Below are 16,180 nucleotides of genomic sequence, written 5' to 3' on the forward strand. Positions count from 1 at the left end.
GCGTCACGCGCGCGTGCGCGCCCGCCCCCTGGCCGTACGGCGGCCGCGACGCGGCAGGTACACCAGCGCCTCGGTCCCCAGGAAGCGCAGTACGAACGTCGTGACCAGGGCGAGCGCGGTCGCGGCCAGCGCGCCCATCCCTAGGTGGCGTACGAACAGAGCGATGAGCGGGATGCGCAGCACCAGGTCGGCGTTGGCCAGGAGCGCGAACCGGCCGAGCCGGTCCCACCAGCGGCGGTGTCCACGCCGGTCGCGGAACAGCAGCTGCTCGATCAGCAGGAAGTTCCAGGCCACACCGAACTGGTTGGCGATGATCTCGGCCGGCACGTAGTGGACGCCGAGGGCGGTCAGCGCCCACAGCCCGGCCAGGTTGGGCACGAAGCCGCTCGCCCCGATCAGCCCGAAGCCGATCATGCGGGCGACGGGCGCGTCGGCGCGCAGTCCGGCGAGGTGGCGCAGGAAGCGCAGGCCCTCGCGGGCGGTCGACTTGGACCGGCCGGCGTAGCGCTCCTCGAAGACGAACGGCACCTCGGCGACCGGGTGGGGGCGGCTGCGCACGGCGAGTTCGATGAGGATCTTGTAGCCGAGCGGTTTGAGGACGTCGGCGGTGACGGACTCGCGGCGGATGGCGAAGAAGCCGCTCATCGGGTCGCTGATGCCGCGCAGCCGGCGCGGGAACAGCCCCTTGGCGAGCCAGGTCGAGGCGCGGGAGACGGCGATCCGGTAGCCGCCGGCCAGTCCGGCGCGGCTGCCGCCGTCGGTGTAGCGGGAGGCGACGACGAGTTCGGCGCCGGTGCGCTCGCCGGTGGCGACCAGTTCGGGCACGAGCTGCGGAGGGTGCTGGCAGTCGCCGTCCATGACGACGATCCAGTCCGAGCCGGCCGCCTTGATGCCCTCCACGACGGCGCCGCCGAGCCCGCCTTCGGGTTCGTCGCGGTGGAGCACGGTGACCGGGAAGGGGCAGTCCTTCGCCGCGTCGGAGATCACCTGCGGGGTGTCGTCGGTGGAGTCGTCCACGAAGAGGACCTCGCAGGGCAGCCGGGCGGGCACCGACTCGGTGATGCGGTGCAGCAGCTGCCGTACGTTCGCCGACTCGTTGAAGGTCGGTACGACGATGGTGACCGCGCCCGGCTCGGGCAGCTCGGCGGCGCCGAGGTCCGGGACGGGCGCGGTGTACTCGTGGCTCATCGGACGCCTCCCGGGGTCGTCGTGTGGATGCGGCGGACCGGCTGGGCGGCGGTGAGGACGCACATCGGCAACGAATCCCCGTAACCCCTGCCGCGACGATGGTCACTTCCGTCGCGCGAATGCCACCGACGCTAAGGCCGAACCGTGAAGCACACGCGCCCTACTGGTGAAGAGCGAGTTTCCTCACAGGGAGAAGCTGGGGTGAACGCCGGGGCGGCGGGAGGCGTTACGGGGGTTCGGGGTTCGGGGGTTCGGGGGTTCGGGGGTTCGGGGGTTCGGGGGTTCGGGGGTTCGGGGGAGGTTATGGGGTCGGCTTCCGGTGGGGGGCTGCGTGGGGCTGGTGCCGTGGGGGCGTCCGCACCGGCGGCACGCTGCCGGCCCTGGGGTGGCACCCGGCCCCGTTTCGGGGGAGCATCCCGCCCTTGCCGGATGGGGCGACCCGCCCTGCGACGACGGCGCACGCCTCGTCGGCCCGGTGACCCGCCCTGCCGAAGGGCGGGTTCCGTGGGTTCGGTCCGCCGGGGCGTGCGCCGCCCGAAAAGCGGCACCCCGCCCCTGCCCGCGGTCAGCCGCGCAGCGTCTGGCGGAGGTGGGCCGGGTCCGTGGTGGGGGCGTCGCAGGTGAAGTTTCGGCAGACGTAGGCCGTGGGGGCGTCCGAGCGCAGGGGGCGGTCGGCGAGCAGGGGGAACTCGTCGCTGTCCGGGGTGCCGTAGGCGACGACCGCGCCGGGGGCGGTGCCGAGGAGGGCGGTGCGGTGCAGGGTGCGGGCGGCCGGGTCGTCCGTCGACGCGCCGACGACCGCCACCTCGCGCGGGCCGTCGAGGCGGGCCTCGGCGACGGCGAGCCCCCAGCCGATGAAGCGCGGCACGCGCGGGCCGAGCGCCTTGACCACCCCGAGCGCCTTCTCGGCGGCGCTGCGGTGCGGCTCGGAGCCGGTGTGGGCGGCGTAGCTCAGCAGGGCGCCCGCGGCGGCGGTCCAGCCGGAGGGGGTCGCGTTGTCCGTCGGGTCCTGCGGCCGGCGGATCAGCCGCTCGGCGTCGGCCGCCGTGTCGTAGAGGGAACCGGAGTCGGGGTCGATGAAGCGGGCCAGGACGTGGTCGAGGAGGAAGCCGGCGAAGTCCAGCCAGACGCCCTCGCCGGTGACGGACGCGAGCGCCAGGAAGCCCTCGGCGACGTCGGCGTAGTCCTCCAGTACGCCGCTGTGGGCGCCGGCCTGCCCGTCCTTGCTGGTGCGGCCCAGCCGGGCGTGGTCGTCCAGGTGCAGCCGGACCAGCAGGTCGGCGGCGCCGAGGGCGGCGTCGATCAGGTCGGGCCGGTCGAAGTAGGCGCCGGTCTCGGCGAGCGCGGCGATGGCGAGCCCGTTCCAGGCGGCGACGACCTTGTCGTCCCGGCCGGGGGCGGGCCGCCCGGCGCGGGCGTCGAGCAGCCGCTGCCTGATGCCGTCGATCCGCCCGGCGTCGAACACGCCCTCCGTCTGCGGGAGTTGCAGGACGGAGGCGCCCTCCTCGAAGGTGCCCTCCTCGGTCACCCCGAAGTACTGGGCGGCGAGGTCGGCGTCGTCCTCGCCGAGCACCTCGCGCAGCTGCTGAGGCGTCCACACGTAGTACGCGCCCTCGACGTGCCTGCCGGTGCCGTCGTCGCTGTCGGCGTCCAGCGCGGAGGCGAACCCGCCCTCGGCGGTGCGCAGTTCGCGGACCATGAAGTCGGCCGTCTCCAGCGCGACCCGCCGGGCGAGCTCCGAGCCGGTGGACCGCCACAGATGCGCATAGACACGGCACAAAAGGGCGTTATCGTACAACATCTTCTCAAAGTGGGGTACGACCCAGTCCCGGTCCACGGAGTAGCGCGCGAAGCCGCCGCCGAGCTGGTCGTAGATCCCGCCCCGGGCCATCCGCTCGCAGGTGTCCTGCGCCATCTGCAGCGCACCCTCGGAACCGGTGCGGGCGTGGTGGCGCAGCAGGAACTCCAGCACCATGGACGGCGGGAACTTCGGCGCCCCGCCGAACCCGCCGCGCTGCGGGTCGTACTCCCGGGTGAGCCCGAGCAGGGCCTGCCCCAGCTCCTGCTCGCCGGGCGCGGCCACCTCGTCGTAGGCGATCTCCCGCGCGGACAGGTCGCGGACGATCTTCCCGGCGACCTCGGCGACCTCCTCGCGCCGGTCGGTCCACGCCTGGTGGACCCCCTCCAGCACCTGCCGGAAGGACGGCATGCCGTGCCGGGGCGCGGGCGGGAAGTAGGTGCCGAAGTAGAACGGCTCGGCGTCGGGCGTGAGGAACACCGTCATGGGCCAGCCGCCCTGCCCGGTGGCCGCCTGCACGGCCTCCATGTAGACGGCGTCCACATCGGGGCGTTCCTCGCGGTCGACCTTGACGCTGACGAAGTGCTCGTTCAGGTAGTCCGCGGTGTCCTGGTCCTCGAACGACTCGTGCGCCATGACGTGGCACCAGTGGCAGCTGCTGTATCCGACGCTCAGCAGCACCGGCACACCCCGCTCGCGCGCCTCCTCGAAGGCCTCGGCGGCCCAGGGCCACCAGTCGACCGGGTTGTCGGCGTGCTGGAGGAGGTACGGGGACGTCTCATGCGCCAGTCGGTTCGGCATGGTCTCCATCCTGCCGCAGTACCCCGGGCGGGCGCGCATCACGACTCCCCCGCCGTATCGCGCGGCCCACCCGAGGGGCGGTCGTGCACATGCCAACCGATACGGGAAGGCGGACGTCAGCCGCCCGCGTGTGCCCCGGCGCGGCCCGCCCGCCCGCCGCGTGATCAGCACCGCCCCTCGCGCTCGCGGCCGGGGCGAAGGACACTCGTGGGCAAGGGAGTTGCCTACGGAGGGGGACGAGGCGTGCTGAGCAACCATCGGGCGGAGGCCGAGCGGCTCCTGGCACGGGCCGTGGAGGAGGAGGTACGCCGGTCCGGCGGGCAGATCGACGGGCAGGTGCTGCTCGGACGGGCCCGCGCCGAGCTGGACACCATCGCGCGGACGTCCGCCGAGGAGTACCGGGCCTACACCCGGGCACTGGAGGAGGCCGAGGCCGGACGCACCGGCCTGAGACAGCGCTACGCCCAGCAGGGCGGCACAACTCCCCTGCTGGTGGCGGCCGTCGCCGCCGTCGCCGCCACGGCCGCCGACCTCGCCCTGGGCACCGGCGCCGGCACCGCCGTCGGCGCCGGGGTGACGGCCGGCGTGGCGGGCGCGGCGGCCACCGTGGTGAAGGCGCTCGGCACGCACCTGCCCGCCGCCCACCACCGCGCCGGCGCCGCGAGCCAGCCCGGCGGACCGGAACAGCTGCGGCTGCAGTGGCTGACGGCACTGGAGGTGCGCGGCATCCGCCCGTTCCTGGACCAGCAGCGGGTGCTGGCCGCCTCCACCGGTCCGGTCGGCAAGCAGAAGGGGCCGCAGCTGCGCGGCGCGGACAAGAGCGCGGCGGCCCGGGGGCGCACCGCGCTGGAGCAGTCGTTCGGCCAACTCCCGGAGGCGGACGGCCCCTTCGCGGGGCGCCGGGCCGAGCTGGCCAGGATCCGGCAGTGGGTGCAGGCGGCCCGCGCCGCCACCCGCACCGAGCCGACCGTCGTCGTCCTGCACGGAGAGCCCGGCAGCGGCCGCACCACGCTCGCGGTGCGCGCCGCGCACGATGTGCGGGACCACTTCCGCGGGGCGTGCGTGGTCGACCTGCGCGGGGACAGCCCGGGCGAGCCGCCGCTGTCCACCCGCGACGCCCTGCTGCATCTGCTCAACCGGCTCGGCGCACCCCGCGAGCAGCTGCTCTTCCGTGAGCGCTCCTCCCCCGACCAGCAGGTCAAACGGCTCGGTGAGCTGTACCGCCGGCATCTGGCCGGGGTGGCGGTCACCGTGATCCTGGACGACGCGAGCGACCCCGCCCAGGTGCGCGCCCTGATCCCGGAGCGCTCCGACAGCCTCGTCCTGGTCACCGCCCGCACGCCGCTCGCCCTGCCCGACGACCTCGACGCCCGCGTGCACCACCTCCCCGTCGAGGCGCTGGACGCGGCCGGCGCGGAGGAGCTGCTGAGCGCCGCCGCCGAGGACAGCTCGGGACCGTACGACGCCGAGTCCACCGAACGCGTCCGCGAGCTGTGCGGGGCGCTGCCGCTCGCGCTGCGCATCGCGGGCTCGGCGCTCGGCCCGCGCTCCCCCCGGCAGCTGGCGGGCGACCTCGGCGCGTACGGCCCGGTCGAGCCGGTCGAGCGGGCCCTGTGGCTGCGCTACACCGACCAGGGCGAGCAGCCGCGCCGGCTGCTGCGCCGTCTGGCGCTGGCCGGACGCGCCTCCCTCGGCGCGGCGGCGGCCGCCGCCCTGCTGTCCACCGACCGCGCGGAGGCCGCCCGGCATCTGACCACGCTCGCCCGGGCGGGCCTGATCGACCATGTGCGCGGCAGCCGCTACCGGCTGCACGACCTGGTGCGCTCCTTCGCGCAGGCCCGCCTGCTGGACGAGGAGGACCCCGCCGAGCGCACGGCCGCGCAGGAACGGCTGATTCTCAGCTATGCCGACCTCGCGGACTCGGTGCTGCGGCTGGTCGACGGCAACGTCTCCACCCGCTCGGACCGGTTCAGCCCGCACGGCTTCACCTCGCTGGACGAGGCGCTGCGCTGGCTGGACGACGAGTCCAGCTTCATCACCGCCACGCTGCGGCACGCCGAGGGCGTCGACCAGCGGGCGGTGCTGAACCTGCTGGGCGCGCTGTGCGACTACTGCCTGCTGCGCGGCGACCTGTACCGGCTGGGCGAGATCAGCGAGCTGGCGCAGAGCGTCGACCAGGGGTTGCTGATCCGCTCGGTGCAGTGGCGCACCGGCATCGCGGCCCGCCAGCTCGGCGAGCTGGACAAGGCGCGCACCACGCTGACGTCCGTGGTCGACCTGTACCGGCAGGCCCACCACGACGCGGGCGCCGCGCGCGCCCTGTGCTCGCTGGGCATCACCCTGCACCACCAGGGCAGCCTCACCGAGGCCGCCGCCAAGCTGCGCGAGGCGCTGGACCTGCAGGCGGCACCGGAGCTGGCCACCGACCGGGCCTGGACGATGCACGCGCTGGCCGCCGTCGAACGCGACCGGGGCCGGCCCGCCGAGGCCCTCGCCCTGCTGGAGGAGTCCCTGGTCCTGCACCGCGAGGGCGGCTCGGTGCACGGCGAGGCGTGGGCGCACTTCCAGCTCGGCCAGCTGGGGCTGCGCATGGGTGACGTACCGCGCGCCGACGGCGATCTGCGCCGGGCGCTGGAGCTGTACGGCCGGACCCGTGACGCGCGCGGCGAGGCGTGGGCGATGACCCAGCTGGCCCGCGCCCGGCTCGTCGACGGGGACGCCGCCGAGGCCGTGGACGCGCTGCGCCGGGCCGCCTCACGGCACCGGGAGAACGAGGACGCGCGCGGTGAGGCGTGGACGCTGTACTACCTGGGCCAGGCCCTGGAGGAGACCGGCGACCTCGACCGGGCGGTGCGCGAGCTGGAGCGGGCCCGGACGATGTTCTCCCGGATGCGGGACGTGTACGGCCTGGCCTGCGCCCGGCACCACTCGGCGCGGGTCACCCGGGACCAGCGGGCGGCGCAGACCGGCAGCCTGCGCAACTCCGGGTTCGCCCGGCAGCTGCTGGTGGACGCCCGCGCCGACTTCCAGCGCATCGGCGTCGCCCACGGCGAGGCGTGGACCTGCCTGGAACTGGCCGTGGTGGACGCGGGCAACGCGCGCACCCCGCAGGCGCTGGCGCTGTGCGACGAGGCCGCCGGCCTGTTCGCCTCCTACGGCGACCGGCGCGGCGAGGACTGGGCGCGCTTCCTGCGCTGCACCCTGCTGCCGTACGCGGCGCCCGGCGGCGTGGAGGTGGGCACGGCGGTGGCGCAGGAGGAGCTGGCCCAGCTGGCCCGCGCCTCCCACCCCGCACGGGACGAGAAGCTCGGCGACTACCTGGAGGCGTTCCAGCTGCTGCTGGAGCGGGGCGTCACCCTGGAGGCGGGCTGGCAGGCCTGGCGTCTGGGCATGACGCCGGACCGCCACGCCCGGGAGGTGATGGGGGTGACGGTCCCGGCCCACGGCTGAACCGCCGGCCGGACCGGCACCGGCCTGCCCCGTACGAGGCGGGCCGGCACCCGGGGCCGGCACCCGGCCGCAGCGGGCCGGGGCCGGTCAGCCCTGCGGGGCTCGGCCTCCGGTCAGCCCTGTTGGGGCTTGGCCTGGCGGGAGGCCCGGCCCTTGCCCTTCGGCCCGCCGGCGTCCGCCTCCGGGTCGGCGGGCTCCTGGAAGTCGACCTTGCCCATGTGCTTGTTCATGGACTTCATCAGGGCCCACACCGCCAGGGCCATCGCCGCGAAGACGATGAAGCCGAGGACGCCGGGGGTCACCTTGTCCTTGTCGAAGCTGTCGGCGGCGACGGGGAGAAGGTGCGTCACGGCCAGGCTCACGCTTGCGCTCATGTCAGGCATTGTCGCGGATGCCCGCAAAGAGGTCGTCCTCGGGGAGGGAGGTATCGACGAGCGACTTCGCCAGCTCGTACTCCTCCGTCGGCCAGACCTCCTTCTGCAGCTCCAGCGGCACCCGGAACCAGCCACCGTCCGGGTCGATCTGCGTACGGTGCGCGATGAGCGCCTTGTCGCGGATCTCGAAGAAGTCGGCGCACGGGATGTGCGTGGTCAGCGTGCGCTCGGGCCGGTCCGACTCGTCCCACCGCTTGAGCCACTCGCCGTAGGGGGACTCCAGCCCCCGGTCGAGGAGCGCCTTGTGCAGCGCCTCGGTCCGCTGCCGGTTGAAGCCCTGGTTGTAGTACAGCTTCAGCGGCTGGTAGGCCGGGCCGTACTCGGCCTCGGGGAACTTCTCGGTGTCCGCCGCGCCCTCGAACGCCACCATCGAGATCTTGTGCGTCATGATGTGGTCGGGGTGCGGGTAGCCGCCGTTCTCGTCGTAGGTGGTGATCACCTGCGGACGGAAGGAGCGGATCTGCTTCACCAGCTCCCCGGCCGCGTGGTCCACGTCCTCCAGCGCGAAGCAGCCCTCCGGCAGCGGCGGCAGCGGGTCGCCCTCGGGCAGCCCGGAGTCGACGAAGCCGAGCCACTCCTGCTTCACGCCGAGGATCTCGCGGGCCTCGTCCATCTCCTTGCGGCGGACCTCGTGGATGTTCTCCTCGATGTACTTGTCGCCCTGGAGCTTGGGGTTGAGGATGGAGCCGCGCTCCCCACCCGTGCAGGTCACGACCAGCACGTCCACCCCCTCCGACACGTACTTGGCCATGGTGGCCGCGCCCTTGCTCGACTCGTCGTCGGGATGGGCGTGCACGGCCATCAGTCGCAGCTGGTCAGTCAAGACTCAATCCTCGGTTAAGTCGGCGCCCCGGTGTCCGCGGGGGCGATTCAACGTGTCGTCCCGGAGGGACGTCCTACAGGGGCGGTGGTCGGGTGGCGGGCGGGCGGCTTCTATAGTGACCGAATCGGGCGGCGAATAATTCCGGGCCCGGCCGCGGGCGTCCTTTTACGGACGCGTCCGTCCGCCCGCCCGTCCCGCCGAGGGCCAGCCGAGAGGACGATCATGAGTACGGCGAGCACACAGCTTCCGCAGGGGCGCTACGGCCGCTCCTCGGACGTGCGCACCGACCGCACCCTGAAGATCGTCGGCTCCGTGCTGGGCGCGGTGCTGCTCGCGGTGGTCGGCTGGTTCGGCTGGCACTACGTCGCCGGCACCGCCATCAGCGCCCAGGTGATCACCTTCCAGGCCACCGACAACGCGGTGCGGGTGCATCTGGAGGTCCACAAGGACGCCGGCACCGCCGGCTACTGCACCCTGCGCTCGCAGTCGGCGGACGGCACGGAGGTCGGCCGGGCCGACTTCCGCTTCTCCGGGTCGGACACCCGCGTCGACCAGGTCGTCACGCTGCGTACGACCGCGCGCGGCACGACGGCCGAGCTGCTGGGCTGCCACAGCGACTGACATCGCCCGCCACCACCCGGAATGCGTAGGCCGTGACCTGCGTTGACGTAAATTGAGCGGCTTATGTCCTCCCCCTTTGCCCGGTGAATTGTTAGGCTCGTGGTTTCGCCCATCCATGAGGGAACATTCTTCTGGGTAGGGCGATGCTTTGTATCCCAGTACCTACGAGGAGCACCTGTGACCCAGACCAGCGAGAACGTCACCTGGCTGACTCAGGAGGCGTACAACAAGCTCAGGGCTGAGCTTGAGTACCTTACTGGTCCCGCGCGTGCGGAGATCTCGGCGAAGATCGCCGCCGCGCGCGAGGAGGGCGACCTGCGTGAGAACGGCGGGTACCACGCGGCCAAGGAGGAGCAGGGCAAGCAGGAGCTCCGCGTGCGGCAGCTGACCCAGCTCCTTGAGAACGCCAAGGTCGGCGAGGCCCCGGCCTCCGACGGCGCGGTCGCGCCGGGCATGGTCGTGACGATCGCCTTCGACGGTGACGAGGACGACACGCTGACCTTCCTGCTCGCCTCCCGCGAGTACGCCAGCTCCGAGATCGAGACCTACTCGCCGCAGTCCCCGCTCGGCACCGGCGTCCTCGGCCACAAGGTCGGCGACGACGCGGAGTACGAGCTGCCGAACGGCAAGAAGGCCTCGGTCCGCATCCTGAAGGCCGAGCCGTACAACGGCTGACGGCCCCCGCGACTGTGCCGCGCAAGCCCCCGGCGTCCGAAGCGACTCCGGGGGCTTCGCCGTGCCCGGCGGTTCAGCCGGCCGCCCGGCGGTACTTGCGGACCGCCAGCGTGCGGAAGATGACGACGATCAGTACGGAGTAGATCAGCGAGGCCCACACCGGGTGCTGCATCGGCCAGGCCTCGGACTGCGACTGACCGGGATTGGCGAACAGCACACGGCAGGCCTGGGCGGTCGCGCTGAACGGGTTCCACTCCGCTATGTGCCGCAGCCACGGGGTCATGTTGCTGGTGTCGACGAACGCGTTGGAGATGAACGTGACCGGGAAGAGCCAGATCAGTCCGCCGGAGGTGGCCGCCTCGGGGGTGCGCACGGACAGGCCGATCAGCGCGCCGATCCAGGTGAAGGCGTAGCCGAGCAGGAGCAGCAGCAGGAACGCCGCGAGCACCTTGGCCGCGTTGGTGTCGCCGTTCGATCCGACCCGCCAGCCGACCAGGAGCGCGACCACGGCGAGGACGACCAGGGTCAGGGCCGTCTGCACCAGATCGGCCAGGGTGCGCCCGGTGAGGACCGCGCCACGCGCCATGGGCAGGGAGCGGAAGCGGTCGATGAGCCCCTTGTGCATGTCGTCGGCGATGCCGGCACCGGAGCTGGCGGTGGCGAAGGTGACGGTCTGCGCGAAGATGCCGGCCATCAGGAAGTTCTTGTAGTCGGTGGCGCTGGTGCTGTCGCCGATCCGCATCGACCCGCCGAAGACGTAGGTGAACAGCACCACGAACATGATGGGCTGGATCAGGCCGTAGATCAGCATCTCCGGGATCCGGGACATCCTGATCAGGTTGCGCTTGGCGACCACCAGTGAGTCGCGGACGGACTGGCTGACCGGGTTGCCCGACGGGGCCACCCGGGCGGTGTCGGTGAGGGCACTCACTTCACGGTCTCCTCGTCCCGGTCCTTCTCCGTGTTCTCGGCGACGTGTCCGGTCAGGGACAGGAAGACGTCGTCGAGGGTCGGCCGGCGCAGGCCGATGTCGTCGATCTCGATGCCGCGGGTGTCGAGCTCGCGGATCACCTCGGCGAGCAGCTTGGCGCCGCCGGTGACGGGCACGGTCAGCTTGCGGGTGTGCTCCTCGACCGAGGTGTCGCCCTTGCCGAAGCCGCGCAGCACCTCGGCGGCCACCGGTATGTGCTCGCGCTCGTGCACCACGACCTCCACCCGCTCGCCGCCGGTGCGCGCCTTGAGCTGGTCGGAGGTGCCGCGGGCGATGACCCGGCCGTGGTCGACGACCGCGATGTCGTGGGCGAGGTGGTCGGCCTCCTCCAGATACTGGGTGGTCAGCAGCAGCGTCGTACCGCCGGCGACGAGCTGTTTGATGACCTCCCACAGCAGCTGGCGGTTGCGCGGGTCGAGGCCGGTGGTCGGCTCGTCCATGAACATCACCGGCGGGGAGACGACCAGCGCGGCGGCCAGGTCCAGGCGGCGGCGCATACCGCCGGAGTAGGTCTTGGTGGGGCGGTCGGCGGCCTCCGCCAGGTCGAACTGGTCCAGCAGCTCGGCGGCCCGGGCCTTCGCCGCCCTGGCCTTCATCTGGTAGAGCTGTCCGACCATCTGGAGGTTCTCGCGGCCGGTCAGGTACTCGTCGACGGCGGCGAACTGGCCGGACAGGCCGATGGAGCGCCGTACGTCGTTGGGGTGCTTGAGCACGTCGACGCCGGCGACGACGGCGCGGCCGCGGTCGGGGCGCAGCAGGGTGGTCAGGCAGCGCACGGTGGTGGTCTTGCCCGCGCCGTTGGGCCCGAGCAGGCCGAGGACGGTGCCTTCGGGGACGTCGAGGTCGACGCCGTCCAGAGCCTTTACGTCGCCGAAGGACTTGACCAGCCCTTCGGCGTAGATGGCGCCTGGCATATGTGTCTCCACGTCATCGGGGATTCTTCGGAAAGCCTAGGTTCGGGTGGTTTGTCTCGCTTGACGGATGAGGTGGTGCGACGATCCGCGACTCACACGGTATCGCGATGTATCGCGTTGCTCAACGGATTTACTCGAACGAGTGACGCGACCGCGTCCGAACTGGTGCGTTCCGTGAGGCCCGGTGGCTCAGCCGATGACCGTGTAGCCCGCCCCGCTCAGGGCCTGGCCGACCTCGGCGCAGTGCGCCGGACCCTTGGTCTCCAGGTGCAGCTCGACCTCCGCCTCCGTGAGCCCGAGCCGGGGATCGGTCCGTACATGGCTCACGTCGAGGACGTTAGCGTCCACCACTGACAACACCCCGAGCAGCGCCGCGAGCGCCCCCGGCCGGTCCGTCAGGCGAACGCGAACGGCCAGGTAGCGGCCCTGCGCGGACAGGCCGTGCCGCAGGATGCGCTGCATCAGCAGCGGGTCGACGTTGCCGCCGGACAGCACCGCGACCACCGGCCCCTCGAAGGCGCCCGGCTCGCTCAGCAGTGCCGCGACCGGGCTGGCCCCGGCCGGCTCCACCACCAGCTTGGCCCGCTCCAGGCACAGCAGCAGCGCGGTGGACAGCGCGTCCTCGCCGACCGTGCGGACTTCGTCGACCAGCTCCTCGACGAGCGCGAACGGCACATCGCCGGGCCGGCCCACCTTGATGCCGTCGGCCATGGTCGCCGGGTGCTCGATCGCCACCGGCCGCCCGGCCGCCAGCGACGGCGGGTACGCGGCGGCGCCCTCCGCCTGTACCCCGACGATCCGCACGTCCGGCCGCAGCGCCTTCACGGCGACCGCGATCCCGGCCGCCAGCCCGCCCCCGCCGATCCCGACGACGATCGTGCGGACCTCGGGGCACTGCTCCAGGATCTCCAGGCCGACGGTGCCCTGACCGGCGATGATGTCCGGGTGGTCGAAGGGGTGGATGAACACCGCGCCGGTCCGCTCCGCGTACTCCTGCGCGGCGGCCAGCGTCTCGTCGACCACGTGACCGTGCAGGCGCACCTCGGCGCCGTAGTCCTCGGTGGCGCTGATCTTGGGCAGCGGGGCGCCCTTCGGCATGAACACCGTCGAGCGCACCCCCAGCAGCGACGACGCCAGCGCCACACCCTGCGCGTGGTTGCCCGCGCTCGCGGCGACCACTCCGGCGGCCCGCTGCTCCGGCAGCAGCCCGGCGATGCGCACATAGGCGCCGCGCAGCTTGAACGACCCGGTCCGCTGGAGGTTCTCGCACTTGAAGTGCACCGGTGCGCCGACCAGCTGTGACAGGCGGCGGCTGCCTTCCATCGCGGTCACCCGCGCGACCCCGGTGAGCATCTTCCGGGCCCCGCGCACATCGTCCAGGGTGACCGGCGGCAAGGTGGTGGTCGTGCGGTGGTTCATCCTTCAAGTCTCGCAGTTCACGCGTGCCCGGCGCGGGTGTGACCAACCACCGAGACCCGGGTTTGCGCAGCGTCGGTACGACCCGGGGCCGGGCCGCGTAACCTGTCCCCCAACCCAGCTGCCTTCATGAAGTGAGCCCCCGGCCATGCCCACAACACCAGAAATGTCGATGGACATGACGACCGTCGGTGACACCGGCCTTCTCGACGCCCTCCAGCACGAGGTGGCGGTGTTCGCCCGCCGCGCCGAACAGACCCGGCTCGGCGGGGTCGGGCAGGTGCGCAACTCCATGGACCGCGCCGCGTACCTGCTGCTCAACCGGCTCGACAAGGAAGGCCCGATGGGCGTGAAGGCGCTCGCCGCGAGCATGGGCATCGACTCCTCCACGGTCACCCGTCAGGTCGCCCCGCTCGTCGACACCGGCCTGGTCAAGCGGACCTCGCACCCCGAGGACGGCCGGGCCGTGGTGCTCCAGCTGTCCCCGCGCGGGCAGACCCGGCTGGAGGAGGTGCGCTCCTCGCGGCGTCAGCTGATGGCCGAGCTGACCGAGGACTGGGCGCCGGAGGAGCGGGAGGTCTTCTGCACGCTGCTGACGCGCTTCAACGGCGCGCTCTCCGCCCGTATGGCGTCCCAGGGGCTGCCCCCGGCCGAGCCCGCGCCGGCGTCCTGAGCCCGGGACCGGCCGGCTGAGGCCGCCCTCACGCGTGTGCCTGCGCGCGAGGGCGGCGACGAACGCGTGCGCGGCTCTTGACCGAAAGGGCACGGCTGGCCTCATATGAGATCGGGTCCCCCTGCGCCGGTACGGCCCCGGGGTCCCGATCCCTTTTCGGACGCCCTCTGGGGGAGGCGCGGTGCGCGAACGGCATGCGTCGCAGGGCGCCCGGCGCTCCCACGAGTTCGAGGCGTTCGTGGCGGGGGCGGCCGGGCGGCTGCTGCACGCGGCCACGCTGCTGACCGCCGAACCGCCCGACGACAACCCGCGCGCCCGCCGCCTGCTCACCCTGGCGCTCGCGCACACGTACGCGTGCTGGGACCGGCTGCGCGGCGAGGACCCCTACCACCGCGCCCGCCAGCACCTGGCGACCCGCTTCGCCCGCAGCGCCTGGCACCAGTACGGCGGCCTGCTGGACCGCACCGCGCCGCGCCCCGGCGCCGCACTGGGCCGGCTGAGTCCGCAGGAGCGGCTGGTGCTGGTGCTGCGGCTGTTCGAGGGCGTCGGCGAGGAGCAGATCGCGGCGCTGCTCGGCCTGCCCGTGGACCGGGTCCGCGCCCTGTGCCACCGCGCCACGACGACCCTGCTCCACCCACCGCGGGGCCCGGCGCCGGCCCCGGTCGCGGCGAAGGTGGCACCGTCGTGAACCGGCCGGAGCGCGAGGCCGAGGTCCGGCGGATCATGGAGCAGGGGACCGTACCGGTGCCGCCGGAGCTGTACGGCGAGGCGGTGCGCCGCGGCACACGGATGCTGCACCGCCGTACGACGGCCCGCCGGCTGATGTGGCTGCTGCTCGCCCTGGCCGCCGTGGCGTTCACCGTCTGGGCGGCGACGGTGCAGCCGTGGGCGGTGCCGCCGTCCGACACGACACCGCCCCTGGACGGCTGGTGATCTACTGGCCGAGGGCCTGCTGCAGGTCCTCCAGCAGGTCCTCCACGTTCTCGATGCCGACGGACAGGCGCACCAGGTCGCCCGGCACCTCCAGCTGGGAGCCCGCGGCGGAGGCGTGCGTCATGCGGCCGGGGTGCTCGATGAGCGACTCGACGCCGCCGAGGGACTCGCCGAGCGTGAACAGCTTGGCGCGGTTGCAGACCTCGACAGCCGCTTCCTCGCCGCCCTCGACCCGGAAGGAGATCATGCCGCCGAACGCCTTCATCTGCTTGGCGGCGACCTCGTGCCCGGGGTGGTCCTCCAGGCCCGGGTAGAGCACCTTCGTCACGCGCGCGTGCCGGGTGAGCATCTCGGCGACCTTCGCCGCGTTCTGGCTGTGCCGGTCCATGCGCACCGACAGGGTCTTGGTGCCGCGCAGCACCAGCCAGGAGTCGAACGGCCCGGCGACCGCGCCCATCGCGTTCTGGTGGTAGGCCAGTTCCTCGCCCAGCCCCTGGTCGCTGACGATCAGGGCGCCGCCGACGACGTCCGAGTGCCCGCCCATGTACTTGGTGAGCGAGTGGACGACGACGTCCGCGCCGAGCGACAGCGGCTGCTGCAGATAGGGCGTGGCGAAGGTGTTGTCGACGACGAGCTTGGCGCCCGCGTCCCGCGCGACCTGGGCGACGGCGGCGATGTCGGTGATGCCGAGCAGCGGGTTGGACGGCGTCTCCACCCACACGACCTTGGTCTTCGGGGTGATCGCGGCGCGTACGGCGGCCGGGTCGCTGGTGTCGGCGACCGACCACTCCACGCCCCAGCGGGAGACGACCTTGGCGAAGAGGCGGAAGGTGCCGCCGTAGGCGTCGTTGGGGATGACGACGTGGTCGCCGGGGCTGAGCAGCGTACGCAACAGGCAGTCCTCGGCCGCCAGTCCGGACGCGAACGCGAGGCCGCGGCGGCCGCCCTCCAGGGCGGCGAGGTTCTCTTCGAGGGCGGTGCGGGTGGGGTTGGCGCTGCGGCTGTACTCGTAGCCGCCGCGCAGTCCGCCGACGCCGTCCTGCTTGTAGGTCGAGACCTGGTAGATCGGCGGGACGACCGCGCCGGTGAGGGGATCCGCGGTGTTGCCGGCGTGGATCGCGAGGGTCTCGAAGTGCTGACTGATGTGCCTGTCGCTCATGGGCCCGAGCGTAGTGCGCGCTGTGGCCGGATGACGCCCGAGCGGGCGGTACGGCTGCCCGTCGCGGGAGTTTTCCACAGGCCCGCGGGACGGGTTGGCCAATTGTCGGCGCGGTCTGGTTCGCTTGAGCCATGGAGATTCTGTGGGCCCTGATGGCCGCGGCCATGCTGACCGTCGTGCTGCTGCCGGTGCTGAGGCGCCGGCGGGGCATGATCGAGCAGGTCCCGCCCGGCCACCCGGACGCGGCGGACCCCGCGGACTACGGCTTCGTGCGCGAGGAGGAGCTGGACATCCGCATGCCCGG

The 16,180-nt window shown here is 72.9% G+C and carries 14 protein-coding genes; 6 read left to right on the forward strand and 8 right to left on the reverse strand.

Annotation, left to right across the window (positions count from 1 at the left end):
* Nucleotides 1-3: 3 nt before the first annotated feature.
* Both C3489_RS20065 and C3489_RS20075 read right to left on the reverse strand, forming a co-directional pair.
* Nucleotides 4-1,188, reverse strand: coding sequence for a glycosyltransferase family 2 protein (locus tag C3489_RS20065; protein WP_103783262.1), 1,185 nt, complete (start codon nucleotides 1,186-1,188; stop codon nucleotides 4-6).
* Nucleotides 1,189-1,753: 565 nt separating this feature from the next.
* Complete coding sequence (locus tag C3489_RS20075; protein ID WP_103783263.1) at nucleotides 1,754-3,787, reverse strand: thioredoxin domain-containing protein; 2,034 nt, start codon at nucleotides 3,785-3,787, stop codon at nucleotides 1,754-1,756.
* A gap of 243 nt (nucleotides 3,788-4,030) precedes the next feature.
* Between C3489_RS20075 and C3489_RS20080 the strand changes: the two genes are divergently transcribed.
* Nucleotides 4,031-7,237 carry a tetratricopeptide repeat protein gene (locus tag C3489_RS20080; protein ID WP_103783264.1) on the forward strand — a complete coding sequence of 1,069 codons (3,207 nt, stop codon included), beginning with the start codon at nucleotides 4,031-4,033 and terminating at the stop codon, nucleotides 7,235-7,237.
* Nucleotides 7,238-7,350: 113 nt separating this feature from the next.
* Here the strand turns inward: C3489_RS20080 and C3489_RS20085 are convergent, their stop codons facing one another.
* Complete coding sequence (locus C3489_RS20085) at nucleotides 7,351-7,620, reverse strand: hypothetical protein (protein ID WP_181139758.1); 270 nt, start codon at nucleotides 7,618-7,620, stop codon at nucleotides 7,351-7,353.
* Nucleotides 7,613-8,473 carry a mycothiol conjugate amidase Mca gene (gene mca / locus C3489_RS20090; RefSeq protein ID WP_181139760.1) on the reverse strand — a complete coding sequence of 287 codons (861 nt, stop codon included), beginning with the start codon at nucleotides 8,471-8,473 and terminating at the stop codon, nucleotides 7,613-7,615. The genes C3489_RS20085 and mca overlap by 8 nt, the downstream gene beginning before the upstream one ends.
* Nucleotides 8,474-8,716: 243 nt before the next feature.
* Between mca and C3489_RS20095 the strand changes: the two genes are divergently transcribed.
* Both C3489_RS20095 and greA read left to right on the forward strand, forming a co-directional pair.
* On the forward strand, nucleotides 8,717-9,115 hold the full coding sequence (locus tag C3489_RS20095; protein ID WP_103783267.1) for a DUF4307 domain-containing protein: 399 nt from the start codon (nucleotides 8,717-8,719) through the stop codon (nucleotides 9,113-9,115).
* A gap of 177 nt (nucleotides 9,116-9,292) precedes the next feature.
* Nucleotides 9,293-9,790 carry a transcription elongation factor GreA gene (greA, locus tag C3489_RS20100; RefSeq protein WP_103783268.1) on the forward strand — a complete coding sequence of 166 codons (498 nt, stop codon included), beginning with the start codon at nucleotides 9,293-9,295 and terminating at the stop codon, nucleotides 9,788-9,790.
* A gap of 73 nt (nucleotides 9,791-9,863) precedes the next feature.
* Here greA and C3489_RS20105 read toward each other — a convergent pair whose 3' ends face one another.
* From C3489_RS20105 to ilvA, 3 genes are all read right to left on the reverse strand, one after another.
* Nucleotides 9,864-10,721 carry an ABC transporter permease gene (locus tag C3489_RS20105; RefSeq protein WP_103783269.1) on the reverse strand — a complete coding sequence of 286 codons (858 nt, stop codon included), beginning with the start codon at nucleotides 10,719-10,721 and terminating at the stop codon, nucleotides 9,864-9,866.
* Complete coding sequence (locus C3489_RS20110; protein ID WP_103783270.1) at nucleotides 10,718-11,695, reverse strand: ATP-binding cassette domain-containing protein; 978 nt, start codon at nucleotides 11,693-11,695, stop codon at nucleotides 10,718-10,720. Before C3489_RS20110 ends, C3489_RS20105 begins: the two co-directional genes overlap by 4 nt.
* Nucleotides 11,696-11,884: 189 nt before the next feature.
* Nucleotides 11,885-13,114, reverse strand: a complete 1,230-nt coding sequence (gene ilvA / locus C3489_RS20115) for a threonine ammonia-lyase (RefSeq protein ID WP_103783271.1) — start codon at nucleotides 13,112-13,114, stop codon at nucleotides 11,885-11,887.
* Between the two features lie 163 nt (nucleotides 13,115-13,277).
* Between ilvA and C3489_RS20120 the strand changes: the two genes are divergently transcribed.
* The 3 genes from C3489_RS20120 to C3489_RS39460 all read left to right on the forward strand — a co-directional run bounded on the left by C3489_RS20120 (nucleotide 13,278) and on the right by C3489_RS39460 (nucleotide 14,717).
* Nucleotides 13,278-13,784, forward strand: a complete 507-nt coding sequence (locus C3489_RS20120; protein WP_181139761.1) for a MarR family winged helix-turn-helix transcriptional regulator — start codon at nucleotides 13,278-13,280, stop codon at nucleotides 13,782-13,784.
* Between the two features lie 181 nt (nucleotides 13,785-13,965).
* Nucleotides 13,966-14,472, forward strand: a complete 507-nt coding sequence (locus C3489_RS39455; protein WP_103783272.1) for a sigma factor-like helix-turn-helix DNA-binding protein — start codon at nucleotides 13,966-13,968, stop codon at nucleotides 14,470-14,472.
* Nucleotides 14,469-14,717 carry a hypothetical protein gene (locus C3489_RS39460; protein WP_103783273.1) on the forward strand — a complete coding sequence of 83 codons (249 nt, stop codon included), beginning with the start codon at nucleotides 14,469-14,471 and terminating at the stop codon, nucleotides 14,715-14,717. Before C3489_RS39455 ends, C3489_RS39460 begins: the two co-directional genes overlap by 4 nt.
* Before the next feature lies 1 nt (nucleotide 14,718).
* Here C3489_RS39460 and C3489_RS20135 read toward each other — a convergent pair whose 3' ends face one another.
* Nucleotides 14,719-15,876: a cystathionine gamma-synthase gene (locus C3489_RS20135; RefSeq protein ID WP_103783274.1), complete on the reverse strand. Its 1,158-nt coding sequence runs from the start codon at nucleotides 15,874-15,876 to the stop codon at nucleotides 14,719-14,721.
* Nucleotides 15,877-16,180 lie beyond the last annotated feature (304 nt).

The sequence above is a fragment of the Streptomyces sp. Ru71 genome, from assembly GCF_002920535.1.
Classification (GTDB): domain Bacteria; phylum Actinomycetota; class Actinomycetes; order Streptomycetales; family Streptomycetaceae; genus Streptomyces.

Bases quoted from the DNA above. Each gene is read 5' to 3' on its own strand.
- C3489_RS20120 (WP_181139761.1), top strand. From the start codon at position 13,278: ATGTCGATGGACATGACGACCGTCGGTGACACCGGCCTTCTCGACGCC.
- C3489_RS20065 (WP_103783262.1), bottom strand. From the start codon at position 1,188: ATGAGCCACGAGTACACCGCGCCCGTCCCGGACCTCGGCGCCGCCGAG.
- C3489_RS20095 (WP_103783267.1), top strand. From the start codon at position 8,717: ATGAGTACGGCGAGCACACAGCTTCCGCAGGGGCGCTACGGCCGCTCC.
- C3489_RS20135 (WP_103783274.1), bottom strand. From the start codon at position 15,876: ATGAGCGACAGGCACATCAGTCAGCACTTCGAGACCCTCGCGATCCAC.
- mca (WP_181139760.1), bottom strand. From the start codon at position 8,473: ATGGCCGTGCACGCCCATCCCGACGACGAGTCGAGCAAGGGCGCGGCC.
- C3489_RS20075 (WP_103783263.1), bottom strand. From the start codon at position 3,787: ATGCCGAACCGACTGGCGCATGAGACGTCCCCGTACCTCCTCCAGCAC.
- ilvA (WP_103783271.1), bottom strand. From the start codon at position 13,114: ATGAACCACCGCACGACCACCACCTTGCCGCCGGTCACCCTGGACGAT.
- C3489_RS20085 (WP_181139758.1), bottom strand. From the start codon at position 7,620: ATGCCTGACATGAGCGCAAGCGTGAGCCTGGCCGTGACGCACCTTCTC.
- C3489_RS20110 (WP_103783270.1), bottom strand. From the start codon at position 11,695: ATGCCAGGCGCCATCTACGCCGAAGGGCTGGTCAAGTCCTTCGGCGAC.